Here is a 23,002-nt window from a genome sequence, read left to right as displayed (position 1 = left end):
CCCTTCCGGAGGTCCCCATGCCCGCAGCGCTCGGTCTGAACTTCCACCACGACACCTCCGCCTGCCTCGTCGTCGACGGCCGTATCTACGCGGCCGAGGAGGAGCGGTGGAGCGGCGTGAAACACAACCGCACCACACGCAAGGGCGTCCTCACCGCCCCCACCCATGCCCTCGACTGGTGCCTGCGGTCCGCCGGCGTCACCGTCGAGGACATCGACCACGTGTGGACACCGTCCATGCGTCCCAGCCCTCGGCACGGATCGTGGGCGTCCACCGAGCAGGGCGAACTCGCCGCCCTGCTCCCCGGGGTGCTCGGGCGGCGGCTGAAGCTCATCTCACACCACACCGCGCACGTCCTGTCCGGCTATCTGCTCTCCGGCGAGGAACACGCCGCCGGACTGGTCATCGACGCGGGCGGCTCCGCCCTCGGCACGGACATCGCGTCGGGACGCGAACGGATCACCGGCTACGACCTGACGCCGGACAGCATCGACCGAATCCACCAGGTCACACCAGCCATCGCCCCCGGCCCGTCCGGGCCGGTGCGCACCCATCCGTCCCTCGGCCACTTCTACCGCAACCTGGCGCTGCGGGTGATTCCGCCGGGCAACGAGGCCGAGGGCAGCATGATGGCCCTGGCCGCCTTCGGTGACCCGGACCGCTACTACAAAGAGCTCCGCGACCTCGTCCATCTGGGCGAGAACGGGGGCGTACACATCGCGGCGCCGTGGGGGTCGTACGACGCCGAGACCCCGCTCGGGATCGAAGGCGCGGTCTGGACCGCGCGGTCCGCCGACTCGAAGCCGCTGGAGGCCCGGGTCGACCTGGCCGCGGCGGCGCAGCGGGTCTTCGCCGAGGCGGTCGTCCACGTGGCCCGCCACCTGCGTCATCTCACGACCGCCCGCACACTGGTGTTCTCCGGCGGCTGCGCGCTGAACTCCCACGTCAACGGCACGCTCGCCGAGGAGTCCGGCTTCGAGAACCTGTTCGTCGCCCCGGCGCCGCACGACGCCGGCACCGCGGTCGGCGCCGCGCTGTACGCCTGGAACTACGTCCTCGGACAACCCCTCCTGCCGACACCCGAGGACGCCGACTGGGGCCCGCTCGCCGGCGCCCTGCCTGACGGAGGGCTCGCGGGCGGCTACCGCGCTGTCTCCGGCCTCGGTGAGCGGCTGATACCCACCGTCGCCGCGCTCCTCGCGGACCACCACGTCGTCGGCTGGGTACGGGGCGGCATGGAGTTCGGGCCGAGGGCCCTCGGTCACCGCTCGATCCTCGCCCACCCCGGCAAGGCGGAGACCAGGACCCGCTTGAACGCCCTCAAACAGCGAGCTGACTACCGCCCGTTGGCGCCCCTGGCCCTGGCCGAGGAAGCCGACGCGTGGTTCCTCGGAGAAGGCGACCCGTTCATGAATCGCGTCGTACGCGCCCGCCACTGCAAGTCCGACCGGATGCCCGCGGTGGTCCACCACGACGGAACCGCCCGTCTCCAGACCGTGAGCCGAGGGCACTCCGGCGTTCGCCCGCTTCTGGAGGAGTTCCACCGGCTCACCGGCGTTCCCGTCCTCCTCAACACCTCCCTGAACTTCAAGGGAACCCCCATCCTCCGCACCGCCGAACAGGCTGTCACCGCCGCGGTCGAGCTCGGCCTCGATGCCCTGGCCGTCGAGGACACGTTGGTCCTCGCCCCACACGTGCGGCTCGACACAGTCCTGACGGTCCCCGACCGAACGGACCGCGCATGACAAGCACTCCCACCCTGACGGACGAACTCGGCTTCAAGGACTGGCCGGAGCCGGAACGAGCCCGCGGCCGGCTCGCCGCGACCCTCGCCACGACGATCTACGCCGGTCACGTCCGTGACCAGGGATCGCCCTATATCAACCACCCAGTGCGCGTCGTGACCGTCCTCAAGAACGAGCTGAACGTCACCGATCCCGAACTGCTCATCCTCGGCCTGCTGCACGACTCGCTGGAGATCTCGCCGGCGGCGGAGCGCCTCATAGCATCCAACCTGGGCCCAGCCCTCACCCAACGCCTGCGTTCCATGACCCCCGACCACCGTCTCGAACAGCGCCCCAGGCAGCCGTGGGACTCCGACGTCTGGCACAACAAGATCAGGTGCCTCGGCCCTGAGGAACTGCTGGTCCGTCTCGCCGACCGCATCGACAACCTGCGCGACCTTCGGCACTCACCGGACCCCGCCCGTCGGGCGCGCTTCCTCGACGGCCTGACCAACACCTACCTGCCGCTCGCCGAGGAGTCCCGGGACGTGAGTGCATCCCTACGAGCCGCGTACGAGGTACTCCACACCGAGTACCGACAGCAAGCGGAGGCGGGCAGGTGAAACCGGTCGTCCACTCCATGTCGCCGCAGGGCCGCACCGGAGGCCGCGTCTACCTCCGCATGATCCACGAGGTAACAGCAGGCTCGATCGAATGGCGCACGGTGCCGGACTACAAGCGCGCCTACACCGTCCGCCGAGGCCGGAAGGTGCGCCACCTCTCCCGCCTCGCGCCTCAGATCCGCGAACTCAGAGACGAGCGGGGCGCGTTCCTCTGGGACGACCTCAGCATCTTGTTCTTCACCCCGGAGATGCGGGCCCGGACCGTCTTCGTCTTCCACCACTACGAGCCGCTCCAGTTCGACTCCTGGCCCCTCGAACCGCTGCTGTGGCGCAGGCTGTTCGCGGTTCTGCCCCAGTGCCGCGCGGTCGTATGTGTCGCCCCGTCCTGGGCGGCGTTCCTGCGGGAGCACGGGGTGGACAACGCCCAGGTGATCTACAACGCCTTCGATCTCGCCGAGATCGACAGAGTCCGCGGTATGGACCCGGCCGAATGCAAGGACCGCCTCGGTCTCCCCCAGAACGAGATCACGGTGTACGCGGGCAAAGCCGTGCACTGGAAGGGCGTCGAGACGGTCGCCACGGCCGTCGAGGGCGAACCCGGGCTCCGTCTCGTGACCACCGGGAGCAACACCATCGGCTCCACGGGACTCCACTTCGACCTGCCCCGTCCCAGATACCTCGAACTGCTGAGAGCCTGCGACGTCGGGGTCTTCACTCCGCGCATGCGGGAAGGGTGGAGCCGATGTGCCGCGGAGGCGCTGCTCCTGGGCATGCCTTGCCTCATCCAGCCAATCGCCGGACTCGGCGACCTCGCGCGTCTGACCGAACAGCCGCACCCTGATCCGTGCCGGCTGGCCCAGCAGATCAGGGAACGGGCGGATGCGGCGCCCGACGAGCGGAAGGCGGTGTACGAGACGCTGGCTCGCTTCGACACCGCGTATTTCGGCGACGCCTGGTCCCGCCTCCTCGCACAGGTGACGGGACCATGATCACGGAGTGATCAGCCGGCGAGCTTCGCCAGCGCGGCGTCGATCCGGGCGAGCGTGCGGTCCTTGCCGAGGACCTCCAGGGACTCGAAGAGGGGCAGACCGACCGTGCGGCCGGTGACCGCGACGCGCACCGGGGCCTGGGCCTTGCCCAGCTTCAGGCCGTGCTCCTCACCGGCGGCCAGGACGGCCTCCTTGAGGGACTGGGGGCTGGTCCAGTCGGCCGTCTCCAGCTTGGCGCGGGCCGTCGTGAGGAGGGCCACCGGGTCGCCCTTCATCGCCTTGTCCCAGGACGCCTCGTCCTCCACCGGCTCCTTCAGGAACAGGAAGTCGACGTTGGCCGTGATGTCCGAGAGGACGGCCACACGGGTCTGTGCGTGGGGGGCGATCGCCTCCCACGCGGCCTGGTCGAAGTCCTCGGGCGCCCAGTTGGCGTACGGGGCACGCAGCCACGGCTCGCAGGCCGCGACGAAGGTCTCCAGCGGCAGGGCGCGGATGTACTCGCCGTTGAAGGCGGTCAGCTTCTTGATGTCGAAGAACGCCGGCGAGGTGTTCACATCCTCGACGCGGAACTTCTGCTCCAGCTCCTCGTACGGGCGGATCTCGACGTCGTCCCCGGGGCCCCAGCCGAGCAGCATCAGGTAGTTGGTCATCGCCTCCGGCAGGAAGCCCTCGGCGAGGTAGTCCTCAAGAGCGACCTTGTCCCGGCGCTTGGACAGTTTCTGCCGCTTCTCGTTCACGATCACCGGCAGGTGCGCCCACACAGGGGCCTTCGCGCCGAGCGCCTCCCACAGCAACTGCTGCTTCGGCGTGTTCGACAGGTGCTCGTCGCCACGGATGACCAGGGTGATGCCCTCGTCGAGGTCGTCGACCACGTTGGCGATCAGGAAGACCGGGGAGCCGTCACCGCGGGCGATGACGAAGTCCTCGATCGCCGAGTTCGGGAAGGACGGCTCCCCCCGGATGAGGTCCACGACGACCGTCTCGCCCTCGGTGGGCGTACGGAACCGCAGCGCCCGGCCCTCGACGTACTCCAACCCCCGGTCCCGGCAGAAGCCGTCGTAGCCGAGGTGCTGCGAGCCGGTCCGCTCCTGGAGCTGCTCACGGGTGCAGTCGCAGTAGTACGCGCGGCCCTGCGCGTAGAGCTGCTGGGCGGCCTCGGTGTGACGGCTGGCGTTCTGCGACTGGAAGTACGGCCCCTCGAAGGCGGGATCGTCCTTGGAGATCCCGATCGACGCGAGCGCACTGATGATCCCGTCGATCCACTCCGGCTTGTTGCGGGCCGCGTCGGTGTCCTCGATACGCAGGACGAACTTGCCCCCCGACTGTCGTGCGACGGCCCAGTTGTAGAGAGCCGACCGGGCCCCGCCAACATGGAACATTCCAGTCGGGGACGGGGCGAAACGCACGCGTGTGGAGGCTGTAGACATGCGCGTAAGCCTACCGATTCCAGAAGGCCGCTCGACCGCACCTGCCGGAGCGTCCCGCCCCTCCTGCTCTGGGATCCCGTGCGTCACAAGGCTTCCACAGAGCGGTCCTCCTCAGCCCGGGCAGTGCGGCGACGATTGCAGACGTGCCAGGCCGTGGCCTCACTGACCCCGAACTCGGCGCCGAGTCGGGCGTACGTGGCCCCACTCTGCTCCCGCATCCGCACGAGATCATCTTCCTGTTCGCTGGTGAGTGCATTCCGTCCGCCTCGTCCGGTGGCCGGCACAGGAGGCGGATCAGTGAGATGGCGCCAGGTCACCCCTTGTACGGCGGCTCGAACCGTCGCGTACTCCAGATGGAACTTGTCAGCGAGTGACCGCAGGGAAGCACCATCGGCATGCGCACGCCGCATCTCTCCGACGGTCGCGGCGGTCAGGAGCACGCCTGGCCGGCGAAGCTCCCTGGCGCACTCCTCGGGCGTCTGATCGTCGACATGCGCCCAGGTAACTCCTCGAACAGCATCGTGAACGGTGTTATAGGGGAGGCCGTTCCTCGTCGCGAGATAGCGCACAGAAGCTCCAGCGGCGTGCTCGCGCCTCAGCCTGCGCACATGATCTTCGTTCAGAACGGTGGTACTGGGCTGATCCGGATCAGCTGGTCGGGGCCGGCTGATCGGCGGTGGATCGTCCACCTGTCGCCAGGTGGCGCCGTAGACCGCCTTGGAAAGCGCCCTGCCGCTCACGCCGATCACGCGTGCGAGGTGCTCTATCGATGCCCCGTTTCCCACCTGCCGCCGGGCGTCACGCACCAGTTCCGCCGTGAGCACTCTTCGACCGCCACGGTGCTCGCGTGTCGGATCGCTGGAAGGCGTTCCCGAACCACGTGACGACACGCAGACCTCTCCACTCTCAGCACCTGAGCCGGGCAGGCCGACCTCGGTCCACAACAGCATCACCTTGGAGAGCAATGTACGGGGCGCCGTCCCCGCCGCGATCAGATGCACGCGCAGACAACGTCCACAGCTGGCTGCACCCGCGTCCGTGTCCTACCCACGGTCAGCCACCCTGCTCGCGGTGGGCGCGTTTGCCGACGCTTCTTCCAAGGTCGTAGTGGGGTCGGTCGTTGCGACCCAGGGCCTCAGGCGGCTCGCTGCCGTTCCTCGGCACCCGCCTGGACGGACGGTGTCCGCGACTTGGCCTGCGGTTCTATGCCGTCCTGTCGATCAGTCCGTCGCATGGCAGCCGCGCCCGAGGACTGAGCACATGTGGAGTCGTGACGCAGGTTCTCGGTCAAAGACTCTGGTGCGATCTCGAACCACGTCGTCTTGCCTGGAGGCTCCGGCTGCACTCCCCAGGCGTCCGCCAAAGCGTCAACGAGCAGTAGGCCCCGGCCGCACTCGTCGTTCGGCCCAGCCTCGACAACGCTCGGCAGCGACGGGGCGATGTCCGTGACTTCGACACGGAGCCGTTCGTCGATCCGCGTCACGGTGACGTCGCACGGAGCATCTGAGTACAGGACGGCGTTGGCGATCACCTCGCTCGCCAACAACTCAACGGTTTCCAACATCTCTTCCGAGACAGAGAAGCCCAATTTCCCGACCACTACGGCGACTTGGCGACGCGCGGACGGGACGGCCTCGGCAGCAGACGCGACCGTGAATTCGTGCCTCGGACGTTCGGGATCGCAACGCTCCATGACGACACCTCACCTTGGTAGCGACCTCAGTGAACGGAAGCCTTCCATCCGACAAGTGCCGTGTGAGGACAGTCTGTCCGTAGGCAAAGCCTGGCAAGGTGCTTGACATAGCGGTCAGTTGCAGCACGAATCAGCAGTTGAGCCTCTCCCCACAGGCCAGTGGAGTACCAGTGCTCGGGAGTCCCTCGGTACCCATACCCTGTGAGTCCTTGTGTCAGGCGCCATCCTCTCGAATCACGACTGCAATTTCAGCGTCGTCCTCCTTCCGCCGACACACAGGTGGCGTCCTCGCAGTGGAAGCGCGCGGTGTGCGCCCTGCCAGCGCTGGGACCTCCGAGCACGTCGAATTTCGTGAGCAGTGAGCAGTCGGCATTCCGGCGAGATCAGGGCCGCCATCCCGAGCGACGTACTGATGGCCTTCGCTCAGCCTCCCTGACGGGCCTTCGATGCCTGTACGAAGCGTTCCGGTAGGTGTTGGAGACCGGCAGGGCCCTAACCCCGTCCACCAATCGAGTGATCAGCGCGTCGTGCAGCTGGAGCCCGACGGGCAGATGGGCTAACTTGCTCTCGCCTGGCCTCGGACGCGGCCAGTTCTGGATGCCTGCCCCGACCTCAGAGGGCATTGCCCGGAGAACCTACGTCGCTTGACCCTCATCTCGCTTTCTGTCTGCTGTCGCTGTGTTGACACGCGCCTTCGCTGCCCAGGTCGGGGGGCGGCTTCTGCGGAGGGAGCGCGTCATGTACAACCTCGACCAAATCAGTAACGCCGCCGCCCAGCTCACCGGTGAATCTCTGGAAGGCGCGCGGCAGCGCCTCGGCGCACTTCAACGTTTCGACCAGTTGATCCCTGCTGCTTGGGCGGGACAGGCCCTGTTGGAGTCCGTGCTCGTCTCCGCACTGAGCTCCGTGACTGGGCAGAGCCGGCCGTTCGGGGTGCGCGAGGCAAAGCCCGTGAACGAGGGCCTGGTGCTCCGCGTGGAGCGACCCGAGGATGTGCAAGCCCTGTTCGAGCTGCTGCCGTACCAGCCGAAGAGGGGGCCATGGCGCGGGGTGCGCGGACTGGTCGTCCAGACCGACGTCAAGCGGCTGCGGTTCGGATTTCGTACCTGGGTGTACGAGCGGTCGTGGCGGGCTGCCGAGCCAGCGGTGTGGGTGACCGGACCACACGGGGTGGACCTACCCGCGCTGATGGCCGCCCACGAAGAGCGAATCCGGACGGCTGGGCACAGCGCACAGTGGGATCCTCAGCGTCCGGAACCTGGGCCCCAGCGGAGAGAACCGGCTACGCGCAGTCTGGTGCGCCAGCTCAGCGCCTCCTCCGCGATGGGCAGTGCCCTTCTGCGGCGTCCGCGCCTGTGGGACAGCCTGGCGGGCTACGCCGGGGTGCGGATGGCCACCCAGATGACCGACTACGGACTCGACTGGATCCTGGAACGCCAGGTGGCCGGACCGCAGTTCGACGACGCTCGGCTCATCGAAGTGCTGACGGACAGCATCGTGGGCTGCGGCCTACGAATCCTGGACCACGCCTGCGGCACCGAAGAGTGCACGGTACGACTGGCCCCGCGGCCCGGGACGTGGGACTGGAGGGGTGTATTCACCGTACGCAGCCATAGGGCCGCGTCCCTGCCACACGTTCAGGCGCCCGGTCCGCGGCCCCTGACCGCGATCGGTGATCGCCTCAGCGTTAGCCGTCCGGTCACCAACCTCGACGGTCCAGATCGCGGCGTCCAGGACCGCGACGGTGTCACCATCCAGCTCACAGGGGTGCCGCACACCGGCGGCCTGCACCGAGATGACCTGTCCTGGGTGGCGGAGCAGATCGCGGCCGTATGGACAACGCAGGGACTGGTCACCGCCATCATCCTGGCCCGGGACCGGGACGGCTGGATCGGCTTCCGTGACCATGGGAAGCCGGCATGGGCCACGGCCCCGGTCCCAGGCGCAGTCGAGGGGTGGCGGCGACTTCGTATCGCCCCGCCACCTGGAGAACTCTGGTCGCTGAACGTCTCCGATGATGATGAAGAAATCGTCGGCGCGCTTGCGGAGGCTCGACGCCGCTTCGACCGCGTCTTCCTGATCAAAAGGAACGACGACTGGCGCTGGGAAGAACACTCCCTCGGCCGGCTCACCGACGTACGCATCCTCGTGCACCGGGCAGAGCCCTACGAGCGGCGTCTCCTGCTCCCCGCCGAATCCGGACAGGACACCGACGCCGTGATGCTGACACCCGCAGAATCGGCAATGCAGTGGCGACAGCAGGAACTGGGCCGCTGGACCTCGAAACGCCCCCTGTCCGGGATGCTGCTCGTCAACCCCGCCTCCCAGGACGTACAGCCCGACAACTTCGACGTGGCCGTCGAGAACGAGCTCGCCCGTTACGGGACACCTATTCTCGGGCGCTTCCCCGCCAACCGGCCAATCGCTCACGGCCCCGGGCTTAGCCCGCACCCGCCCACCGTCCTGGATCCACAGACCGATCAGCCCACCCACGCCCAGATGGTCACTGCGGCGAACGCTCTCGCCCGCCGCCTGTGGCCTGACTCCCGTCTTGCCAGTGAGCCGCCCAAAGCCCCGACTACTCCCGTGACTTCACCCAGTTGACGATCCATACGACAGCGGGGCCAAGGAAGGCATCCGGCTCCGCTGCCGCCCCGTCCATCGACTTCCCGTTGGAGCGCGCCAGGCTAGGCACACAGCTGCCCGCGCTCGGCCTCCTGCTCCTGGTCTACGCCGAGAATCCGATGCAGCTCCGCCGTGACCACGCGATACGCGTTGCCCAGCCTGAGGACGGAGACCGGGTACTCACCCCTCTTCGCCAGGGCGTATCCCGTGCTGCGGCCGATGGTCAGCGCCTTGTTGGCCGTATCGAGGTCGACGGCAACAGGCAGAGCGAGCAGTTCGTCGCGGGTCATCCCCCGGGCGGCCATAGATGTTGCCATGATGCATTCCGATCGCCGGTGCGTGCAGTAACAGCAGAACGTGTACCACAGATGTTGCAGCCACTCATTTTCACAACGTAAGTTGTAGCCATGACGAATCGAGGCTGGTCGCCAAGCTTCACCGCCCGCGTAGCCGAGCAGATGCGCCAAGCCCGCAAGGCGGCCAGCCTCACCGTGGTGGAGGCCGCACAGGCGTGCGCCGATCTGGGCCTGGCGGTCCCCAAAACGACGATCACGAATCTGGAGACCGGGCGCCGCACCTCGATCGATCTGGCGGAGTTCCTCGTGCTCGCCGAGGTCTACAAGGTGCCGCCGATCAGCCTGCTGTTCCCTTTGGGCACGGACAACGCCGTCGCCGTGCTTCCCGATCGGGAGGTCCCGACCTGGGAGGCCGTCGCCTGGTTCACCGGTGAGACACCGTTGACCGAGCCCGCGCCGCAGGGCTCCGCCCGGGAAGTGCTGGACACATTCCGCACCCACAGCGATGCCGTGGCCACGGCTGCCGCGTCCACCCGCCTTGCGAAGGACCGGCGGCGGAAGGCCAGCATCACGCTTGACTCCGGTCGGCGCGAGACTCTCCTGGAAGCTGCTGCCTCGTACGAGCAACTCGCCTTTGACGACTGCAGAGAGCTACGGGAGTTCCGCCAGGTGATGCGGGAACGCGGGCTGGTTCCGCCCGCCCTCCCCGCCGATCTCTCGTTCGTCGACGATTCCGACCCACAGGACTAGCGTGACCAGCACCACCTCCTCCGGCGGCGCAACCACCCGACGCTGCTCGTGCCGCAACCCTGAAACCGGCAAGAACTACGGCAAGTCGTGCCCCAAGCTCGCCAACCGACGTCACGGCACCTGGGCGATACGACACGAGCTGACGAACCGGTCCGACGGCACCCGCCGGGAGTTCCGTCGCAGCGGTTTCGAATCCTCGGCTGAGGCGACCAAGGAACTGAACAAGGTTCGTGCACTGCTCGCCATACCCGAAGAAGACGATCCAGCAGGCCATCTCACGATCAGCGACATGCTGGAAACCTGCTCCAAGAACAAGGAGCCGCTGCCGGACTACGACGAGACGCGTCGGCGGCTCGCCGCCGGGCAGGCCCTCAACCCGAGGATGTCGGTGTCCGAATGGCTCGACCTCTGGTTGGGCGGCAAGAAGCGCCTCCGCGTGGGCGGCCAGAAGCGGTACGAGAGCGACATCCGGGTCCACCTGAAGCCCCACCTCGGGGAAGTACGACTCGACAAGCTCAACGTCCCGCACCTGGACCGGATGTTCGACGCCATCAACGAGGCGAACATCGAGATCCAGGAGCAGAACGCCCAGAGGCGTGCGGCTCTCGACGAGCTCAAGGCCATCCCCTGGAAGGGCGCCGAGAACCGCGCCCACCGTAAGTGGCTCAAGGCCGCCATCGACCAGATGCCGCCCTTCCGTCGGGTGACCAGCGTCAACACCCAGCACCACATCAGGGCCACGCTTCGCGCCGCACTCAACACCGCTATCGCCCAGCGGATCATCCCGAACTACAACGCGGCCGAGCACGTCGAGATGAAGCCCGGGACCAAGCCCAAGGCTCTCGTCTGGACCGAGGAGCGGGTGGCCCACTGGCTGGCTACTGGCGAGAAGCCCAGCCCGGTGATGGTCTGGACTCCGGAGCAGACCGGCCAGTTCCTGGATCACGTCGAGGGTGACCGTCTGGACGCCATGTGGCGTCTGATCGCATTCCGCGGCCTGCGCCGAGGCGAAGGATGCAGCCCTCGCTGGATGGACTTCTCCAAGAGGACGCGCTCCTTGGAAATCGCCACTCAGCTCGTCCAGGACGGCTGGGAGGTCCTCGAAGGTCTTCCCAAGACCAACAGCGGCATCCGGTCCGTCGCCCTCGACGAGGAAACGGTAGACGCGTTGGAGCGACGCAAGCTCCTCCAGCAAGAAGAAAAGTGCAAATGGGGCGACGCGTGGAAGGACACGGGTCGCATCTTCACCGAGGAGGACGGCTCCCTCCTCCACCCGGGCAAGATCTCCGACCTCTTCGAGCGACTCGTGGCGGAAGCCGGACTCCCGCCCATCCGCCTCCACGACCTGCGTCACGGCGCCGCGACCCTCATGCTCGCCGCCGGCGTCGACATCAAGGTGGTCTCGGAGACGCTGGGCCACAGCGACAGCCGTATCACGCGCGACATCTACCAGTCCGTCCTCGACGACCTCGCACGGGCGGCGGCAGAGGCCGTCGTCAAGCTTGTGCCTCGCGCCCCCCGCGCAATCCGCTCGGTGATCGAACAGCGTGCAGCCCGGCCTGCTCTCGCCATCGCCGTCTCTCCCCGCTGTACGTGCGAGTGCACGTGCGGTGCCGATGACGGCGAAGCGCTCAAGGCATAGCCAGGCGCCCGTTTTTCCGTCCCGGGGTACAAGGTCTCTACTTCCTACGCCCGGGGCTCCACCGAGGCCGCATCACTTTCGAGGCGAGCCGGAACCACCAGCTCTCCTACCGCAATCGGGCGGCTACTACTTAGTACGAACGCAAGCCCGAGCCTGGGGGAGCAGTCCGCGACTGTCCTAGCCATGACGAACCACAAAAAGGATCTTGGGCTGTCTTGAGCGCCCAGCCGTTGCTCCGGGGCGGCCATGATGGCCGCCCCGGAGCAACGGCTACTGCTGACGCTTACTCACGTGCGACGCGGCGGTCATGCCAGCGCCGTAGGTGAAAGCAAGGACGGCTCCGCCAGACGCTACGGCGGTGAGGGGAGTCTGGCCAAAAACGACGCAGCCGATCCCCGCAACCAGCCCGGTGATGACAGAGACCAGAGCAACGACGACCACGTGATACACGCGGTGGTCGCAGGTAGAAGTGGTGGCAGACAAGTAGGGCCCTCCCATACTCCGTCGGAGCGCCGTCACCTGAATCAGGGCAGGATGCAGCACCTGCGCTGGAATCACGTCACAGCGTCGCCGCCCAGCGGGCGTCGCAACAGGAGAGCGCCGGCCAGGCGCGCCTATTGCTCTTGGACTGGAGCGCTGTAGCGGTTGGCCACCATCACCGAAGCACCATGCCTTTCAACTATCTCGTCGACCACGTTCATAGTAGCCAACACCACTGACATCCAGATGAGTTGGTGCATCCCGCGACGGCAACAGGGAGCGCTGACGTCGCTCTGGTCACGGACGTGCAGCCCTTCTCCATGGACCATGTCCCATCCGCATCACTGCACGGGACACGGCCCGATGGGTGATTGCGCTGGCGTGTCACGCGACACCGGCTGACCGCTCAGGCATCGTCAGCAATGCCTTACGGGAGGCCTCTCCTGGCACCGCCCGACCGCGGTGTCACCCGCGGAGAAAGTAGTCGAAGTCTGCTCCACCCGTGGCAGTTCCCACAGCACCGTGCCGAAGCAGTCTGCTCTCGTATCTGCCGTGCTGGGTCGGCAGCTCGTGCGAGAAGGACAGACATGCCGCACGGATACGCCGGCCGCAACGCCAGGCAGCTTCACCACTACACAGGCCTCACCCATGCGCAGGCACGCCAGTTCCTGGCGAGCGAGCCCGTCAGTCGGCCGCGCATCGCAGAAGCCGCTGGCGCCCAACACCTCCTCGAAGCCCTGGTGTTCGAGCACCTGCGGGGAGACGTCGACTACTTCGCGCATCCCATCGGAATCGGTTCAGTCATCCCACGCCACGACAGCATCGTCCTCTCACTCGATGCCTCCTCGACCCGACACGGCTATCCCCTGGTGGCACATGCCCTGGAAGGGTTGTTGCCAGCAGAACTTCCCGAGGCGGAACAAACGGATGCCGACGTACGGGTGCTCGGTGTACCGGGTGTTCGGATCACGAGGGCCAGCGGAGAAGGCTTGCATCTGTCACTGGCCGGAACAAAGGCGAGCGTGATCCTCACATGCGACGGCATCAGCGACTGGGCGTCCCTGGTTGCTGGTCGCCGGGCAATGCTGGAAGCGGACGGGTACAGGCCATGCTGGCACGAAGCTGAGCTGACTGAGCCAGAGAGGGCCTTCCACCAAGAGCATGCCGAAATGTCCCAGGCTGTCGCAGAGGCGTCTTGGCTGCCAAGCGGCCTGCTGCGCCGGGCCGGGCTGTTCCACGAGGTGAGTAACGCGTACTGCACGCGTTACTGGGTGACGTGGAACGACTGGCGGGTCGAACTCAAGCACGATCCGGGAGTCAGGCCTGCACACGACGCGTTCGTCGACCACCTGACGGACCCGAAATGGGGCATGGGCCTGGCAGTCGACAAGCTTCACTGCGAATGCGACGCGCCGTGGGCAGATCCCCGCTACGACCGGCAGTGCACCGTCGAACTCAGCGGTCCCGCAGGCCAGCCTGGTTCGCTCCAGGTGCGGTTCCGAGCCATGGGCACCTGGTGCGACTCACAGGACACCTATCGGGCCCTACAACGTGCCGGTGCCGATCCGATCTGGCTGGGCCGCGTGATGCCGCAACACCACAGCAGGTACCGATCAGACCACCGAACTGGACTCCCTCAGGGGAACTGACGGTCCGTTAGCCTGAAAGGGTTGCTCTATCCGCGGCAAAGGCCGACTGCGGCCGACGATCGGTTAGATTCTTCTCTACGGGCTGGGACAGCCCACAGGCTGGCGGTCTGCCCGGGCGGACCTGCGGATAGGTCTCTAGGGTGCGATGCCCAGTCCCGCGCTTATGCGCTTCCTCCATCTTGTCCTGTACGGCCCTGTGACCAGCGGTCGAGTTCAGCCCGGGTGATCGGCCGCGGAACGGGTTTTCCGTGTCCCCGCACAAGAATGACCGCGCCCTGCGCAAGGTCCTTGAGGACTACCTCTATTTGGACCAGCGCGCGATCGAGCGCGATGTCGCCGGCCGCCCGGTGCTCGACAGCGCCGGGTCCGGTCAGCAGGTCTTCCAGGCCATGCTGGCCACGTGTCTGATGAGCAACTCCAGGGCGCGACACCCGTTCGACTCGCTCCCAGGGGTGTGCCTTTCCGGCGTCTGTAGTTACGCGAACGCAATCGTGTCGCGTCCCGATCAACTCGACGTCCACACCAACACCGCCTGTCGCATCGCCTCGAAGCTGATGCCGCTGCTCCACGGCGAGGGGCAGGTGTCCGGGATCCCCGGGCTCCGGCTGGAAGACTTGAACAAGCGCCGACTGCGCTTCGTGCATCTCCCCACCGGTGGCCGTCTGGATCTCATCGACTCCCACGCTTCCAACGGCCGCACGCGCCGAGACTTCCGGCAACGATTCAGGGGCGAGACGCGATGGCACACCGACCCAGAGGTGAAGGAGATCCTGTGGACTCGCACCGAGATTTCCTGCGAAGAAGCCGCCTTCGCCGCTCACTGGGCAGCCCGGCGGTGTGCTCCGTTGCGTAGCGCGTTGATGACCCGCGCGATGGTGCTCTGGTACAAACTCGGCATCCGGCCAGCGTGGAACGAACCAGTCCCCGGCCGGAAGTGGCCGCAATTGACGTGGCAGGCGAAGCGAGACCAGACCGACGCCTCTGACTTGGCAAGCATCCTGACTCGATCACCGGTACGGATTCCGGGAGCCGATTACGAACCCCACGGAGCATCCGCCGGCCTGCTGGTCCTCAATGACGCGGCGGTGCTGCTGAAGTCATCACCCTTCTCGTAGCGAGTCCAGCACCTTCTCAGGCGCCGGTTCTGACCCATGCAGGCTCTGCGCTGGCCCCGTCGCCGCTCGCTCGCGAGGCTAGCGACCTGCCTGCTCCCGGAGGCCACGGGCCAGAGCGGCATGGTGACGCATGACCCGGACCGTGCCGACATCCACGCGACGTTGGTCGTGGTCCTCGCCGCAGGGACAGATGCTCCAACCACTTGTCTCGACATGGTCAGCCACGGTGTCCACCAACTCGGCCAGTTCATCGAGCACACCTACCGAGATCTCCGCTGCCCCGTCGGCGTGGTTCTTCACGAGGGCCGCGCCGATCTCAGTAGCGAGATCCAGGAGGTGGGCCGAAGCTGCTCCGTCGTCGTTGAGGCCGGCGTACTTGCCGGCCTGCGAAGCAGCCATGACCAAGTGGCCCAGCGACTCGACGGGTGCACTGACCGTACGGTCATCGATCCGCACCGGCCGCACCGCGTGCGGGCCAGAGGCCCCTTGGTCGTCTTCGCTCGCCGCCTTCATGATGATCTCCGCGACAGCCTCTGGGGTCACCAGATGGACGGCTTCCTCGTGGTCCATGCCCACCTGCTGGGCCATGACCTCGACGAGGTGCTCCGCAACGCCCCGCACCGATGTCGGCTCGACCTCGACTCCGTGCGTCAGCAACACGGCACTCGCCTGCGTCACAAGGGTCTTGAGCGGGAGGGTGCCCGATCGATCTGCCACGGGCCCAGCCTAGAAGTTCGGACTGGAGTATCTCCACAAAACCGGTCTGCCCGCCGAGAGTCCTCGCCCCGCCTTTCGACGGCGCCCTCGTGTCGGCCCTTGCGCACCCCCGCGCACAAGCTCTGCGCTGATGCGCTCCCCTCGCGCACCCCTTGGATTTGGCGGCACAGACCGCCGGGTCCGCCCAGACCAGAACCGCACTCTAAAACGCGAGAAAGCCCAGGTCAGCGGCGTCTGACCCGGGCTTTCACAAGAGCCGCCTTCGGGATTCGAACCCGAGACCTACGCATTACGAGTGCGTTGCTCTGGCCATCTGAGCTAAGGCGGCGCGCTGTCCGCACTATGGTGCGATCAGCAACGTCGGTAAGTCTACACAGTTTCGAAGGCGCTCCGTACCAACCCCTCCCGGGCTCTCCAGGGCGCACTCCCAGCGCCGCCGGCCTCGCCCCGGAGCCCCGGAGCGAGGTGCTCCGGGGCAGTTCAGGGGCGCTGCCGGCGCCGCGGTCAGGGCCCGCCGTCAGGGGCCGCCGTCAGGGCCCACCGTCAGTGTCCGCGGGCAGCCACAGCCCTCAGCACCGCTTGTCCCGCGTCGGCGGCGTCCCCCGCAGGAGGTAGGTGTTGATCGTCCTGTCGATGCAGGTGCTCCCCCGCCCGTACGCGGTGTGGCCGTCGCCCTCGTAGGTGAGGAGGCGGGCGGAGGTGAGCTGGCGGGAGAGGGCCTGGGCCCAGCGGTAGGGGGTCGCCGGGTCCCGGGTGGTGCCGACCACGACGATCGGGGCCGCGCCCGCCGCCTCGATGCGGTGCGGCCCGCCGGTGGGCGCCACGGGCCAGTACGCGCAGTTCAGGGTGGCCCAGGCGAGGCCCTCGCCGAAGACGGGGGATGCCTTCTCGAAGGCGGGGAGGGACCTGCGGACCTCGTCGGGCGTGGAGAAGGCCGGCGGCAGGTCCAGGCAGTTCACCGCCGCGTTGGCGAACATCAGGTTCGTGTAGCGGCCCTCGGCGTCGCGCTCGTAGTAGCTGTCGGAGAGGACGAGGAGGCCCTCCCCGTCGTTCTCCCGCATCGCCGCGGACAGCGCGTCACGCAGATGCGGCCAGGCGCCCTCGTCGTACATGGCCGCGATCACGCCGGTGGTGGCGAGGGATTCGCCGAGCCGACGGCCGTCCGCGTCACCGGTCGGGATGGGGCGCGCGTCCAGCTTCTCGAAGAAGGCCTTGAGGTTTCCGCCGACATCGCTCACCTTCGTGCCCAGCGGGCAGTCCCGGTGGTGCACGCAGTCCCGGGCGAACGCCTGGAACGCCGTCTCGAAGCCCGCCGTCTGGTCGAGGTTCAACCGGCGCGCGGGCAGGGAGGGGTCCATCCCGCCGTCCAGGACGAGCCGTCCCACCCGGTCCGGGAAGAGCCCGGCGTACGTCGCCCCGAGCAGCGTGCCGTACGAGGCGCCCACGTACGTCAGCTTCTCGTCGCCGAGCACCGCGCGCAGGATGTCCATGTCCCGGGCCACCTCGGTGGTGGAGACGTGCCGGAGCAGGCCGGCGGCGTCCGTGCCGCAGCCCTCCGCGAACTTCTTGTACGCCTCGACGAGCCGACCCGTCTCCTTGGCGTCGTCGGGCGTGAAGTCCGTCTGCGTGTACGCGTCCATCGCCCGGCCGTCGAGGCATTCGACCGGCTCACTGCGCGCGACGCCGCGCGGGTCGACCGCGACCATGTCGTACTGCGCGCGCACGTCGACCGGGTAGCCGATCCCCGCATACTGCTGGAGGTAGCCGATCGCCGAACCGCCGGGGCCGCCCGGGTTCACGAGCAGCGAACCGAGCCGCTTGCCCGGCCCCGTCGCCTTCTTGCGGGCCACGGCGAGGCGGGTGTCCCCGGCGTCCGGCTTCGCGTAGTCGAGCGGCGCCTTCATCGTGGCGCACTGGAAGCCGGGCACCCCGCAGCTGCGCCAGGTCAGCTTCTGCGCGTAGTACGGCGACAGCGCGGTCGGGGTCGCCCGTGGCAGCGCGGCCAGCGCCGCCCCGGCCGCCGGGCCCCCCGACTTCGTCGCGCCGGTCGTCACACCGCCGGAGGTGCAGGCGGAGACGAGCAGCGCGCCGGCGGCGAGGAGGACACCGATCGTGCCGGTCCGCCGGGCGTGGGAGCGACGGTCGCGTGGGCCCTGTCCACGACGGTTGCGAGGGCCCTGCCCGCTGGAACTCGGGGCTGGGCCGGCTGGAGAGCTGCGCCTGGTGTACATCAGGCGAGCGTAACTCTGTGCAGCCGGTTGGATGCCTTGCGTGCACGCCACGGCTCGTACGTGTTACATGGTCAACCTCCCGTTGATCACCTCTGAGTGCCTGCCGCGCCCGGGTCCCGCCCGGCTCAGCCCGCTCTCAGCGCCATGGTCATCGCCTCCACCGCCAGCAGTGGCGCCACATTGCGGTCGAGGGCGTCACGGCAGGCGGCGATGGCCTCGAGCCGGCGCAGGGTGGACTCCGGGGCGCTGTCGCGGGCCAGACGCTCCAGGGCGTCCTCGGCGTCGGTGTTGGCGAGGGCCACACGGGAGCCGAGTTGGAGGGCGAGGACGTCGCGGTAGAAGGCGGTGAGGTCGGTCAGGGCGAGGTCGAGGCTGTCGCGCTGCGTCCGCGTACGGCGCCGTTTCTGCTTGTCCTCCAGGTCCTTCATCACGCCCGCCGTGCCGCGCGGCATCCGACCGCCCTGGGCCGCGCCCAAGGCCGCCTTCAGCTCCTCGGTCTCCTTGACGTCGATCTCCTCGGCGAGCTGCTTGGCGTCCTCCGCCGCGGCGTCCACGAGTTCCTGCGCGGCCTTGAGGCAGCCGCCGATGTCGCCGAGACGGAGGGGCAGCTTGAGGACGGCGGCCCGGCGCTCGCGGGCGGCCGGGTCGGTGGCTAGGCGGCGGGCCCGGTCGACATGGCCCTGAGTGGCGCGGGCCGCGGCGGCGGCGACCTCGGGCTCGATGCCTTCGCGCCGTACGAGCATGTCGGCTACGGCGTCGACGGAGGGCGTGCTCAGGTTCAGGTGGCGGCAGCGGGAGCGGATGGTCGGCAGGACGTCCTCGATGGAAGGGGCGCAGAGCAGCCAGACCGTGCGGGGAGCGGGCTCCTCGACCGCCTTCAGGACGGCGTTGGCCGACTTCTCGTTCAGCCGTTCGGCGTCCTCGACGAGGATGACCTGCCAGCGGCCGTTCGCCGGCGAGGTGAACGACTTGCGGACGGTGTCCCGCATGTCGTCGGCGAGGATCTGGGTGCCGACGGCAGCGACGGTGGTGACATCGGCGTGCGTGCCGACGAGCGCCGTATGGCATCCGTCACAGAAGCCGCATCCGGGGGCGCCGCCCAGCGCCCGGTCAGGGCTGACGCACTGAAGGGCGGCGGCGAAGGCCCGCGCCGTCTGGTTCCGGCCCGCGCCGGGCGGGCCGGTGAACAGCCAGGCGTGGGTCATCTTGGACGCCTCGGGGGGCGGCGCGCCGACGGCAGCGGCGGTGACGAGGGCGTCGGCGTCCCGCGCGGCAGCATCCAGCTGCTCGCTCACCCTCGCCTGCCCCACCAGGTCGTCCCACACGCTCATGGGTCCCGCCGCCCTTCGTTCACATTTCGCGGTGCGGGATCCATTGTGCGGGGCAGCACTGACAACGGGTGCCGGACCGGGCAACGGGCGTTGTAGCAACAGGCACGGGTGCCGGAGCAGGCGACCCGATTGCGGGAGCAGGCGACCCGATTGCGGGAGCAGACGACCCGACTGCGGGAGCAGACGACCCGAGTGCGGGAGCAGACGGCACGGATGCCGGAGCAGGCAGAGCCGACGAGCGGCTCTGCCGGGCCGGGCGTCAACGCCTGCGGCCCCGCCCCCGGCCCCCGTCCTCGTCGTACTCGTCCTCGTGCGGGCCCAGCAGTTCGTCGGCCAGCGTGGGCAGATCGTCCAGCGGCGTCTCCTCGGCCCAGTCGGAACGAGCCCTGCGCCGCGGCGTCCCCGTCTCGTCGACCTGGGGCATCTCGCGCGTACGTTCCTCGGCACGGACGTCGTCACGGAGGTACCCCGGCGGAACCTGGTCCGCCCGGTCACGATCCGCCCGGTCCTCGCCCGACACGGCAGGCAGCACCGCTGTCTCGTCGGCAGCCCCCGGAGGGACCGGAGGCAGCACCGCCGTCTCGTCGGCGGCACCCGGCACCACCGGCGGCAGCACCGCCGTCTCGTCCGCAGCTCCCGGCACCGGCGGCTGCGGCAGCTTCGCCGTCACCTCGGATTCCGACTCCCCGACAGCACGGCCACCGCGGGCACGGTTGCCTGCAGAAGCGCCGTCGGAAGCGCCGCGTCCGGAGGCGCTGTCCCCGGAAGAGGGCGCACCGCCCGTCTGCCACCGCTCCTCGTCGCGCACCGGCCGCAGCACGGTCGTCTCGTCCGACGCCCCGCCCGGCGCGCTCCCCGGCGTCACCACCGGTGTGGGAACCGTCATGGCGTCCCCGTGGGCGGCCCCGGCGCCGGGCGCCGACGGCCTCGGGCCCGCCTGGGCCTGCGCGGCCGCCTGCTCCGCGAGCCGTCGTGCCTCCTCGGCGCGCAACAGTGCTTCCTCGGCCTTGCGCTGCTTCTCCAGGCGGAGCGCCTCCGCCTCGGCGCGCAGCCGGGCCTCTTCCTCGGCCTGCTTGCGGCGGCGGTCCTCTTCGGCCTTGCGGCGCGCTTCCTCCTCGGCGCGCGCCTTCTCCTCCGCGAGGAGCCGCTGCCGCTCCTCCTCGGCCCGCCGGCGTGCTTCCTCGGCCCGCAGCCGGGCCTCCTCCGCCTGCCGTTCGGCCTCGCGCCGCTGTGCCTCCTCCAGCTCGCGCCGCTTGCGCTCCTCCTCCTCGGCCCGCAGCCGGGCGAGCTGCTCCTGGCGCTCACGCTCCAGCCGCTCCTCCTCGGCCTTGCGGGCGGCCTCTTCCTCGGCCTTGCGGCGGGCTTCCTCCTCGGCCTGGCGCCGAGCCTCCTCCTGGGCCTGGATCTCGGCCTCGGACAGCGGCAGCATCTGGTCGAGCCGGTGCCGCACGACCGTGGTGACCGCTTCGGGTTCCTGACCCGCGTCCACCACCAGGTAGCGCCCGGGGTCGGCGGCGGCCAGCGCCAGGAAACCGGAGCGCACGCGTGCGTGGAACTCCGCCGGCTCCGACTCCAGCCGGTCCGGCGCCTCGGTGAACCGCTCGCGGGCGATCTCCGGCGAGACGTCCAGCAGCACGGTCAGGTGGGGTGCCAGTCCGTTCGTCGCCCAGCGGTTGATCCGGGCGATCTCCGTCGGGGACAGGTCACGGCCCGCCCCCTGGTAGGCGACCGAGGAGTCGACGTAGCGGTCCGAGACGACGACCGCGCCGCGCTCCAGGGCGGGCCGGACCACCGTGTCGACGTGCTCCGCGCGGTCCGCCGCGTACAGCAGCGCCTCCGCGCGGTGCGACAGGCCCGCGCTCGACACGTCCAGCAGGATCGACCGCAGCCGCTTGCCGACCGGCGTCGCGCCCGGCTCGCGCGTGACGACGACCTCGTGGCCCTTGCTGCGGATCCACTCGGCGAGCGCCTCGGCCTGCGTGGACTTCCCGGCGCCGTCGCCGCCCTCCAGGGCGATGAAGAAACCGGACGTCGCGGGCACCTGGTCCGGGTCGTCCCCGCCGAGGACCGCGTCCCGCAGGTCCTGCCGCAGCGGTACGCCGGAACGGTCGTCGACCTTGGCCAGCACCAGCGCGGCCACGGGCAGCAGCAGCGCCCCGGCCAGCATCAGCGTGAACGCCGCGCCGCCGTGCGCGAAGACGAACTTGCCGCTCTCCAGCCGGTGCGGCCCGATCAGCGCGGCCACCAGCGGCGCGATCACGGCGCCGAGCGCCACACACACGCGTACGACCGCGTGGAGGTGCTCCGTCGTGCGCGGGCGCCGGAATTCCTCGGCCTCCTGGTCGAGCAGGGTGTGCCCGGTGTTGGCGGCCATGCCCGCGCCGATCCCGGCCAGGGCGATGATCAGCAGCACGGTGGTGACGTCCGGGACGAGTCCCGCGGCCAGCAGGGCTACGCCGGTGAAGGCGATGGCCAGGGCCAGCAGCCGGCGCCGCGACAGCGAGGGCAGCACGGAGGGAGCCGTACGGATGCCGACGACCACGCCGCCGGTCAGCGCGAGCACCAGCAGGCCGTACAGCACCGGGCCGCCGCCCAGGTCCTTGGCGTGCAGCACGGCCACGGCGACCCCGGCGGACACGGCCCCGGCGACGGCCGCGCAAGCCGTCACCAGCAGCGGGATCGCACCGGTACGCCCCTTGTCGACGCCCGAGCCTGTCTTGGGCCGGCGCAGCCCTTCGAGCGGCGACCGCGCGCGCGGGGTGCGCGTGTCGGGCAGCTCCAGGAAGGTCAGCACGGACAGGGAGGCGGCGAACAGACCGGCCGCGACATAGGACGCGAGGGCCGCCTGGTGCTGGTCGAACCAGTCGAGTCCGGTACCGAGCAGGTTGTTGAGCAGCGCGGCGGCGACGAGTGCGGCGGCGGCCACGGGGACCGCCACGAAGCCCGTACGCAGCGACAGGCGGCGCAGGGCGTCCATGTGGTCCGGCAGCGGTCGCACGGTCGCGCCCTCGGGCGGCGGGGGCGGCAGCAGCGCGGGCGCCGCGCTCTCCCGGCACACCGTCCAGAAGCGCTCGGCCACGCCGGAGACGAAGCCGGTGACCAGCAGGATGGCCAGCGCGTTGTCCGGCGTCCAGTCGATCCACAGGGGCGCGACGATCAGCAAGGCGGCTCGCAGGCCGTCGGCGCCGACCATGGTCCAGCGCCGGTCGAGCGGGCCTTCCTGGGAGGTGAGCGACGTCAGCGGGCCGAGGAGTACGGCCCCGAAGAGCAGCGTCGCGAGGATGCGCACCCCGAAGACGGTCGCCACTGCGAACGCCACGCCCCGGTACCCACCGCCGAACGACCCTTCGGTGATCGCCGCCTGTAGGGCCAGCAGGACCAGCACCAGGAGGGCGAGGATGTCGCCGACACCCCCCACCAACTGCGCGCTCCACAGCCGCTTGAGCTGCGGTCGCCGCAGCAGGGCGCGGACGGCGCGCTCGCGGGAGTCCGCGACCAGGGCGTCGTCGGGGGCGGGGTGGTGGGCCGTTGGCTGCTCGGCTCGCGTCATGCTTTCAGCCTATCGGGACGCACTGACAGCCCGGCGCGCACGCCCGAACGTACGCGCGCCTCGACACCAAACTGATGCCGAGGCGTTCGTTTTGCGAACCGAAAGTGAAGAACCGTGCCCTCAACCGGACCCCGAAAGAGCCCGGTTGGACGACTCGGCG

At 69.1% G+C, this 23,002-nt stretch carries 16 protein-coding genes and 1 tRNA gene; 8 read left to right on the top strand and 9 right to left on the bottom strand.

Features of this window, described 5'->3' with window-relative positions:
* Window positions 1–17: 17 nt before the first annotated feature.
* The 3 genes from AQJ67_RS35525 to AQJ67_RS35515 are packed head-to-tail and all read left to right on the top strand — an operon-like array spanning window position 18 to window position 3,336.
* Window positions 18–1,745, top strand: a complete 1,728-nt coding sequence (locus tag AQJ67_RS35525; RefSeq protein WP_062723537.1) for a carbamoyltransferase family protein — start codon at window positions 18–20, stop codon at window positions 1,743–1,745.
* Window positions 1,742–2,347 carry an HD domain-containing protein gene (locus AQJ67_RS35520; RefSeq protein ID WP_062723535.1) on the top strand — a complete coding sequence of 202 codons (606 nt, stop codon included), beginning with the start codon at window positions 1,742–1,744 and terminating at the stop codon, window positions 2,345–2,347. The genes AQJ67_RS35525 and AQJ67_RS35520 overlap by 4 nt, the downstream gene beginning before the upstream one ends.
* A complete protein-coding gene (locus tag AQJ67_RS35515) occupies window positions 2,344–3,336 on the top strand; it encodes a glycosyltransferase (protein ID WP_062723533.1) in 993 nt (330 codons plus the stop codon). The genes AQJ67_RS35520 and AQJ67_RS35515 overlap by 4 nt, the downstream gene beginning before the upstream one ends.
* Window positions 3,337–3,347: 11 nt before the next feature.
* Here the strand turns inward: AQJ67_RS35515 and gltX are convergent, their stop codons facing one another.
* The 3 genes from gltX to AQJ67_RS35505 all read right to left on the bottom strand — a co-directional run bounded on the left by gltX (window position 3,348) and on the right by AQJ67_RS35505 (window position 6,456).
* The gene (gene gltX, locus AQJ67_RS35510; RefSeq protein ID WP_062723531.1) at window positions 3,348–4,715 is read right to left on the bottom strand and encodes a glutamate--tRNA ligase; all 1,368 of its coding nucleotides are present in this window, start codon (window positions 4,713–4,715) and stop codon (window positions 3,348–3,350) included.
* A 131-nt stretch (window positions 4,716–4,846) separates the two neighbouring features.
* Complete coding sequence (locus tag AQJ67_RS47920) at window positions 4,847–5,764, bottom strand: hypothetical protein (RefSeq protein ID WP_159058889.1); 918 nt, start codon at window positions 5,762–5,764, stop codon at window positions 4,847–4,849.
* Between the two features lie 134 nt (window positions 5,765–5,898).
* Entirely contained in the window at window positions 5,899–6,456 is a 558-nt protein-coding gene (locus tag AQJ67_RS35505; RefSeq protein ID WP_062723529.1) for an ATP-binding protein, read from the bottom strand.
* Window positions 6,457–7,194: 738 nt separating this feature from the next.
* Here AQJ67_RS35505 and AQJ67_RS35500 point away from each other — a divergent pair.
* Window positions 7,195–9,060, top strand: coding sequence for a hypothetical protein (locus tag AQJ67_RS35500; RefSeq protein ID WP_062723693.1), 1,866 nt, complete (start codon window positions 7,195–7,197; stop codon window positions 9,058–9,060).
* Window positions 9,061–9,143: 83 nt separating this feature from the next.
* Here the strand turns inward: AQJ67_RS35500 and AQJ67_RS35495 are convergent, their stop codons facing one another.
* Entirely contained in the window at window positions 9,144–9,398 is a 255-nt protein-coding gene (locus AQJ67_RS35495) for an integrase (RefSeq protein WP_079056369.1), read from the bottom strand.
* A 90-nt stretch (window positions 9,399–9,488) separates the two neighbouring features.
* Between AQJ67_RS35495 and AQJ67_RS35490 the strand changes: the two genes are divergently transcribed.
* From AQJ67_RS35490 to AQJ67_RS35470, 4 genes are all read left to right on the top strand, one after another.
* Window positions 9,489–10,127, top strand: a complete 639-nt coding sequence (locus tag AQJ67_RS35490; protein WP_062723525.1) for a helix-turn-helix transcriptional regulator — start codon at window positions 9,489–9,491, stop codon at window positions 10,125–10,127.
* Between the two features lies 1 nt (window position 10,128).
* Window positions 10,129–11,769 carry a tyrosine-type recombinase/integrase gene (locus AQJ67_RS35485; RefSeq protein ID WP_062723523.1) on the top strand — a complete coding sequence of 547 codons (1,641 nt, stop codon included), beginning with the start codon at window positions 10,129–10,131 and terminating at the stop codon, window positions 11,767–11,769.
* 1,067 nt (window positions 11,770–12,836) lie between these two features.
* A complete protein-coding gene (locus AQJ67_RS35475) occupies window positions 12,837–13,898 on the top strand; it encodes a hypothetical protein (protein ID WP_062723521.1) in 1,062 nt (353 codons plus the stop codon).
* A 248-nt stretch (window positions 13,899–14,146) separates the two neighbouring features.
* Entirely contained in the window at window positions 14,147–15,013 is an 867-nt protein-coding gene (locus tag AQJ67_RS35470; protein ID WP_244190687.1) for a hypothetical protein, read from the top strand.
* 78 nt (window positions 15,014–15,091) lie between these two features.
* Here the strand turns inward: AQJ67_RS35470 and AQJ67_RS35465 are convergent, their stop codons facing one another.
* The 5 genes from AQJ67_RS35465 to tmk form a co-directional block, all read right to left on the bottom strand.
* Window positions 15,092–15,673, bottom strand: a complete 582-nt coding sequence (locus tag AQJ67_RS35465) for a hypothetical protein (RefSeq protein ID WP_159058888.1) — start codon at window positions 15,671–15,673, stop codon at window positions 15,092–15,094.
* Window positions 15,674–15,984: 311 nt separating this feature from the next.
* Window positions 15,985–16,058 (bottom strand) — tRNA-Thr (locus AQJ67_RS35460).
* 241 nt (window positions 16,059–16,299) lie between these two features.
* On the bottom strand, window positions 16,300–17,961 hold the full coding sequence (locus AQJ67_RS35455) for an alpha/beta hydrolase (protein WP_079056368.1): 1,662 nt from the start codon (window positions 17,959–17,961) through the stop codon (window positions 16,300–16,302).
* A gap of 125 nt (window positions 17,962–18,086) precedes the next feature.
* Window positions 18,087–19,292, bottom strand: a complete 1,206-nt coding sequence (locus AQJ67_RS35450) for a DNA polymerase III subunit delta' (RefSeq protein WP_062723517.1) — start codon at window positions 19,290–19,292, stop codon at window positions 18,087–18,089.
* 259 nt (window positions 19,293–19,551) lie between these two features.
* On the bottom strand, window positions 19,552–22,842 hold the full coding sequence (tmk, locus tag AQJ67_RS35445; protein WP_062723515.1) for a dTMP kinase: 3,291 nt from the start codon (window positions 22,840–22,842) through the stop codon (window positions 19,552–19,554).
* Between the last annotated feature and the right edge of the window lie 160 nt (window positions 22,843–23,002).

Source organism: Streptomyces caeruleatus (assembly GCF_001514235.1).
In the GTDB taxonomy this organism is placed as follows: Bacteria; Actinomycetota; Actinomycetes; order Streptomycetales; family Streptomycetaceae; genus Streptomyces; species Streptomyces caeruleatus.
The sequence above is the reverse complement of the archived record's forward strand: the minus strand, read 5'-3'. Positions and strand labels throughout refer to the sequence as shown.

Excerpts from the sequence above, each read along its gene's own strand:
- AQJ67_RS35500 (WP_062723693.1), top strand. The coding sequence starts at position 7,195 with ATGTACAACCTCGACCAAATCAGTAACGCCGCCGCCCAGCTCACCGGT.
- AQJ67_RS35450 (WP_062723517.1), bottom strand. The coding sequence starts at position 19,292 with ATGAGCGTGTGGGACGACCTGGTGGGGCAGGCGAGGGTGAGCGAGCAG.
- AQJ67_RS35475 (WP_062723521.1), top strand. The coding sequence starts at position 12,837 with ATGCCGCACGGATACGCCGGCCGCAACGCCAGGCAGCTTCACCACTAC.
- AQJ67_RS35455 (WP_079056368.1), bottom strand. The coding sequence starts at position 17,961 with ATGTACACCAGGCGCAGCTCTCCAGCCGGCCCAGCCCCGAGTTCCAGC.
- AQJ67_RS35505 (WP_062723529.1), bottom strand. The coding sequence starts at position 6,456 with ATGGAGCGTTGCGATCCCGAACGTCCGAGGCACGAATTCACGGTCGCG.
- AQJ67_RS35520 (WP_062723535.1), top strand. The coding sequence starts at position 1,742 with ATGACAAGCACTCCCACCCTGACGGACGAACTCGGCTTCAAGGACTGG.
- AQJ67_RS35525 (WP_062723537.1), top strand. The coding sequence starts at position 18 with ATGCCCGCAGCGCTCGGTCTGAACTTCCACCACGACACCTCCGCCTGC.
- tmk (WP_062723515.1), bottom strand. The coding sequence starts at position 22,842 with ATGACGCGAGCCGAGCAGCCAACGGCCCACCACCCCGCCCCCGACGAC.
- gltX (WP_062723531.1), bottom strand. The coding sequence starts at position 4,715 with ATGTTCCATGTTGGCGGGGCCCGGTCGGCTCTCTACAACTGGGCCGTC.
- AQJ67_RS35490 (WP_062723525.1), top strand. The coding sequence starts at position 9,489 with ATGACGAATCGAGGCTGGTCGCCAAGCTTCACCGCCCGCGTAGCCGAG.
- AQJ67_RS35495 (WP_079056369.1), bottom strand. The coding sequence starts at position 9,398 with ATGGCAACATCTATGGCCGCCCGGGGGATGACCCGCGACGAACTGCTC.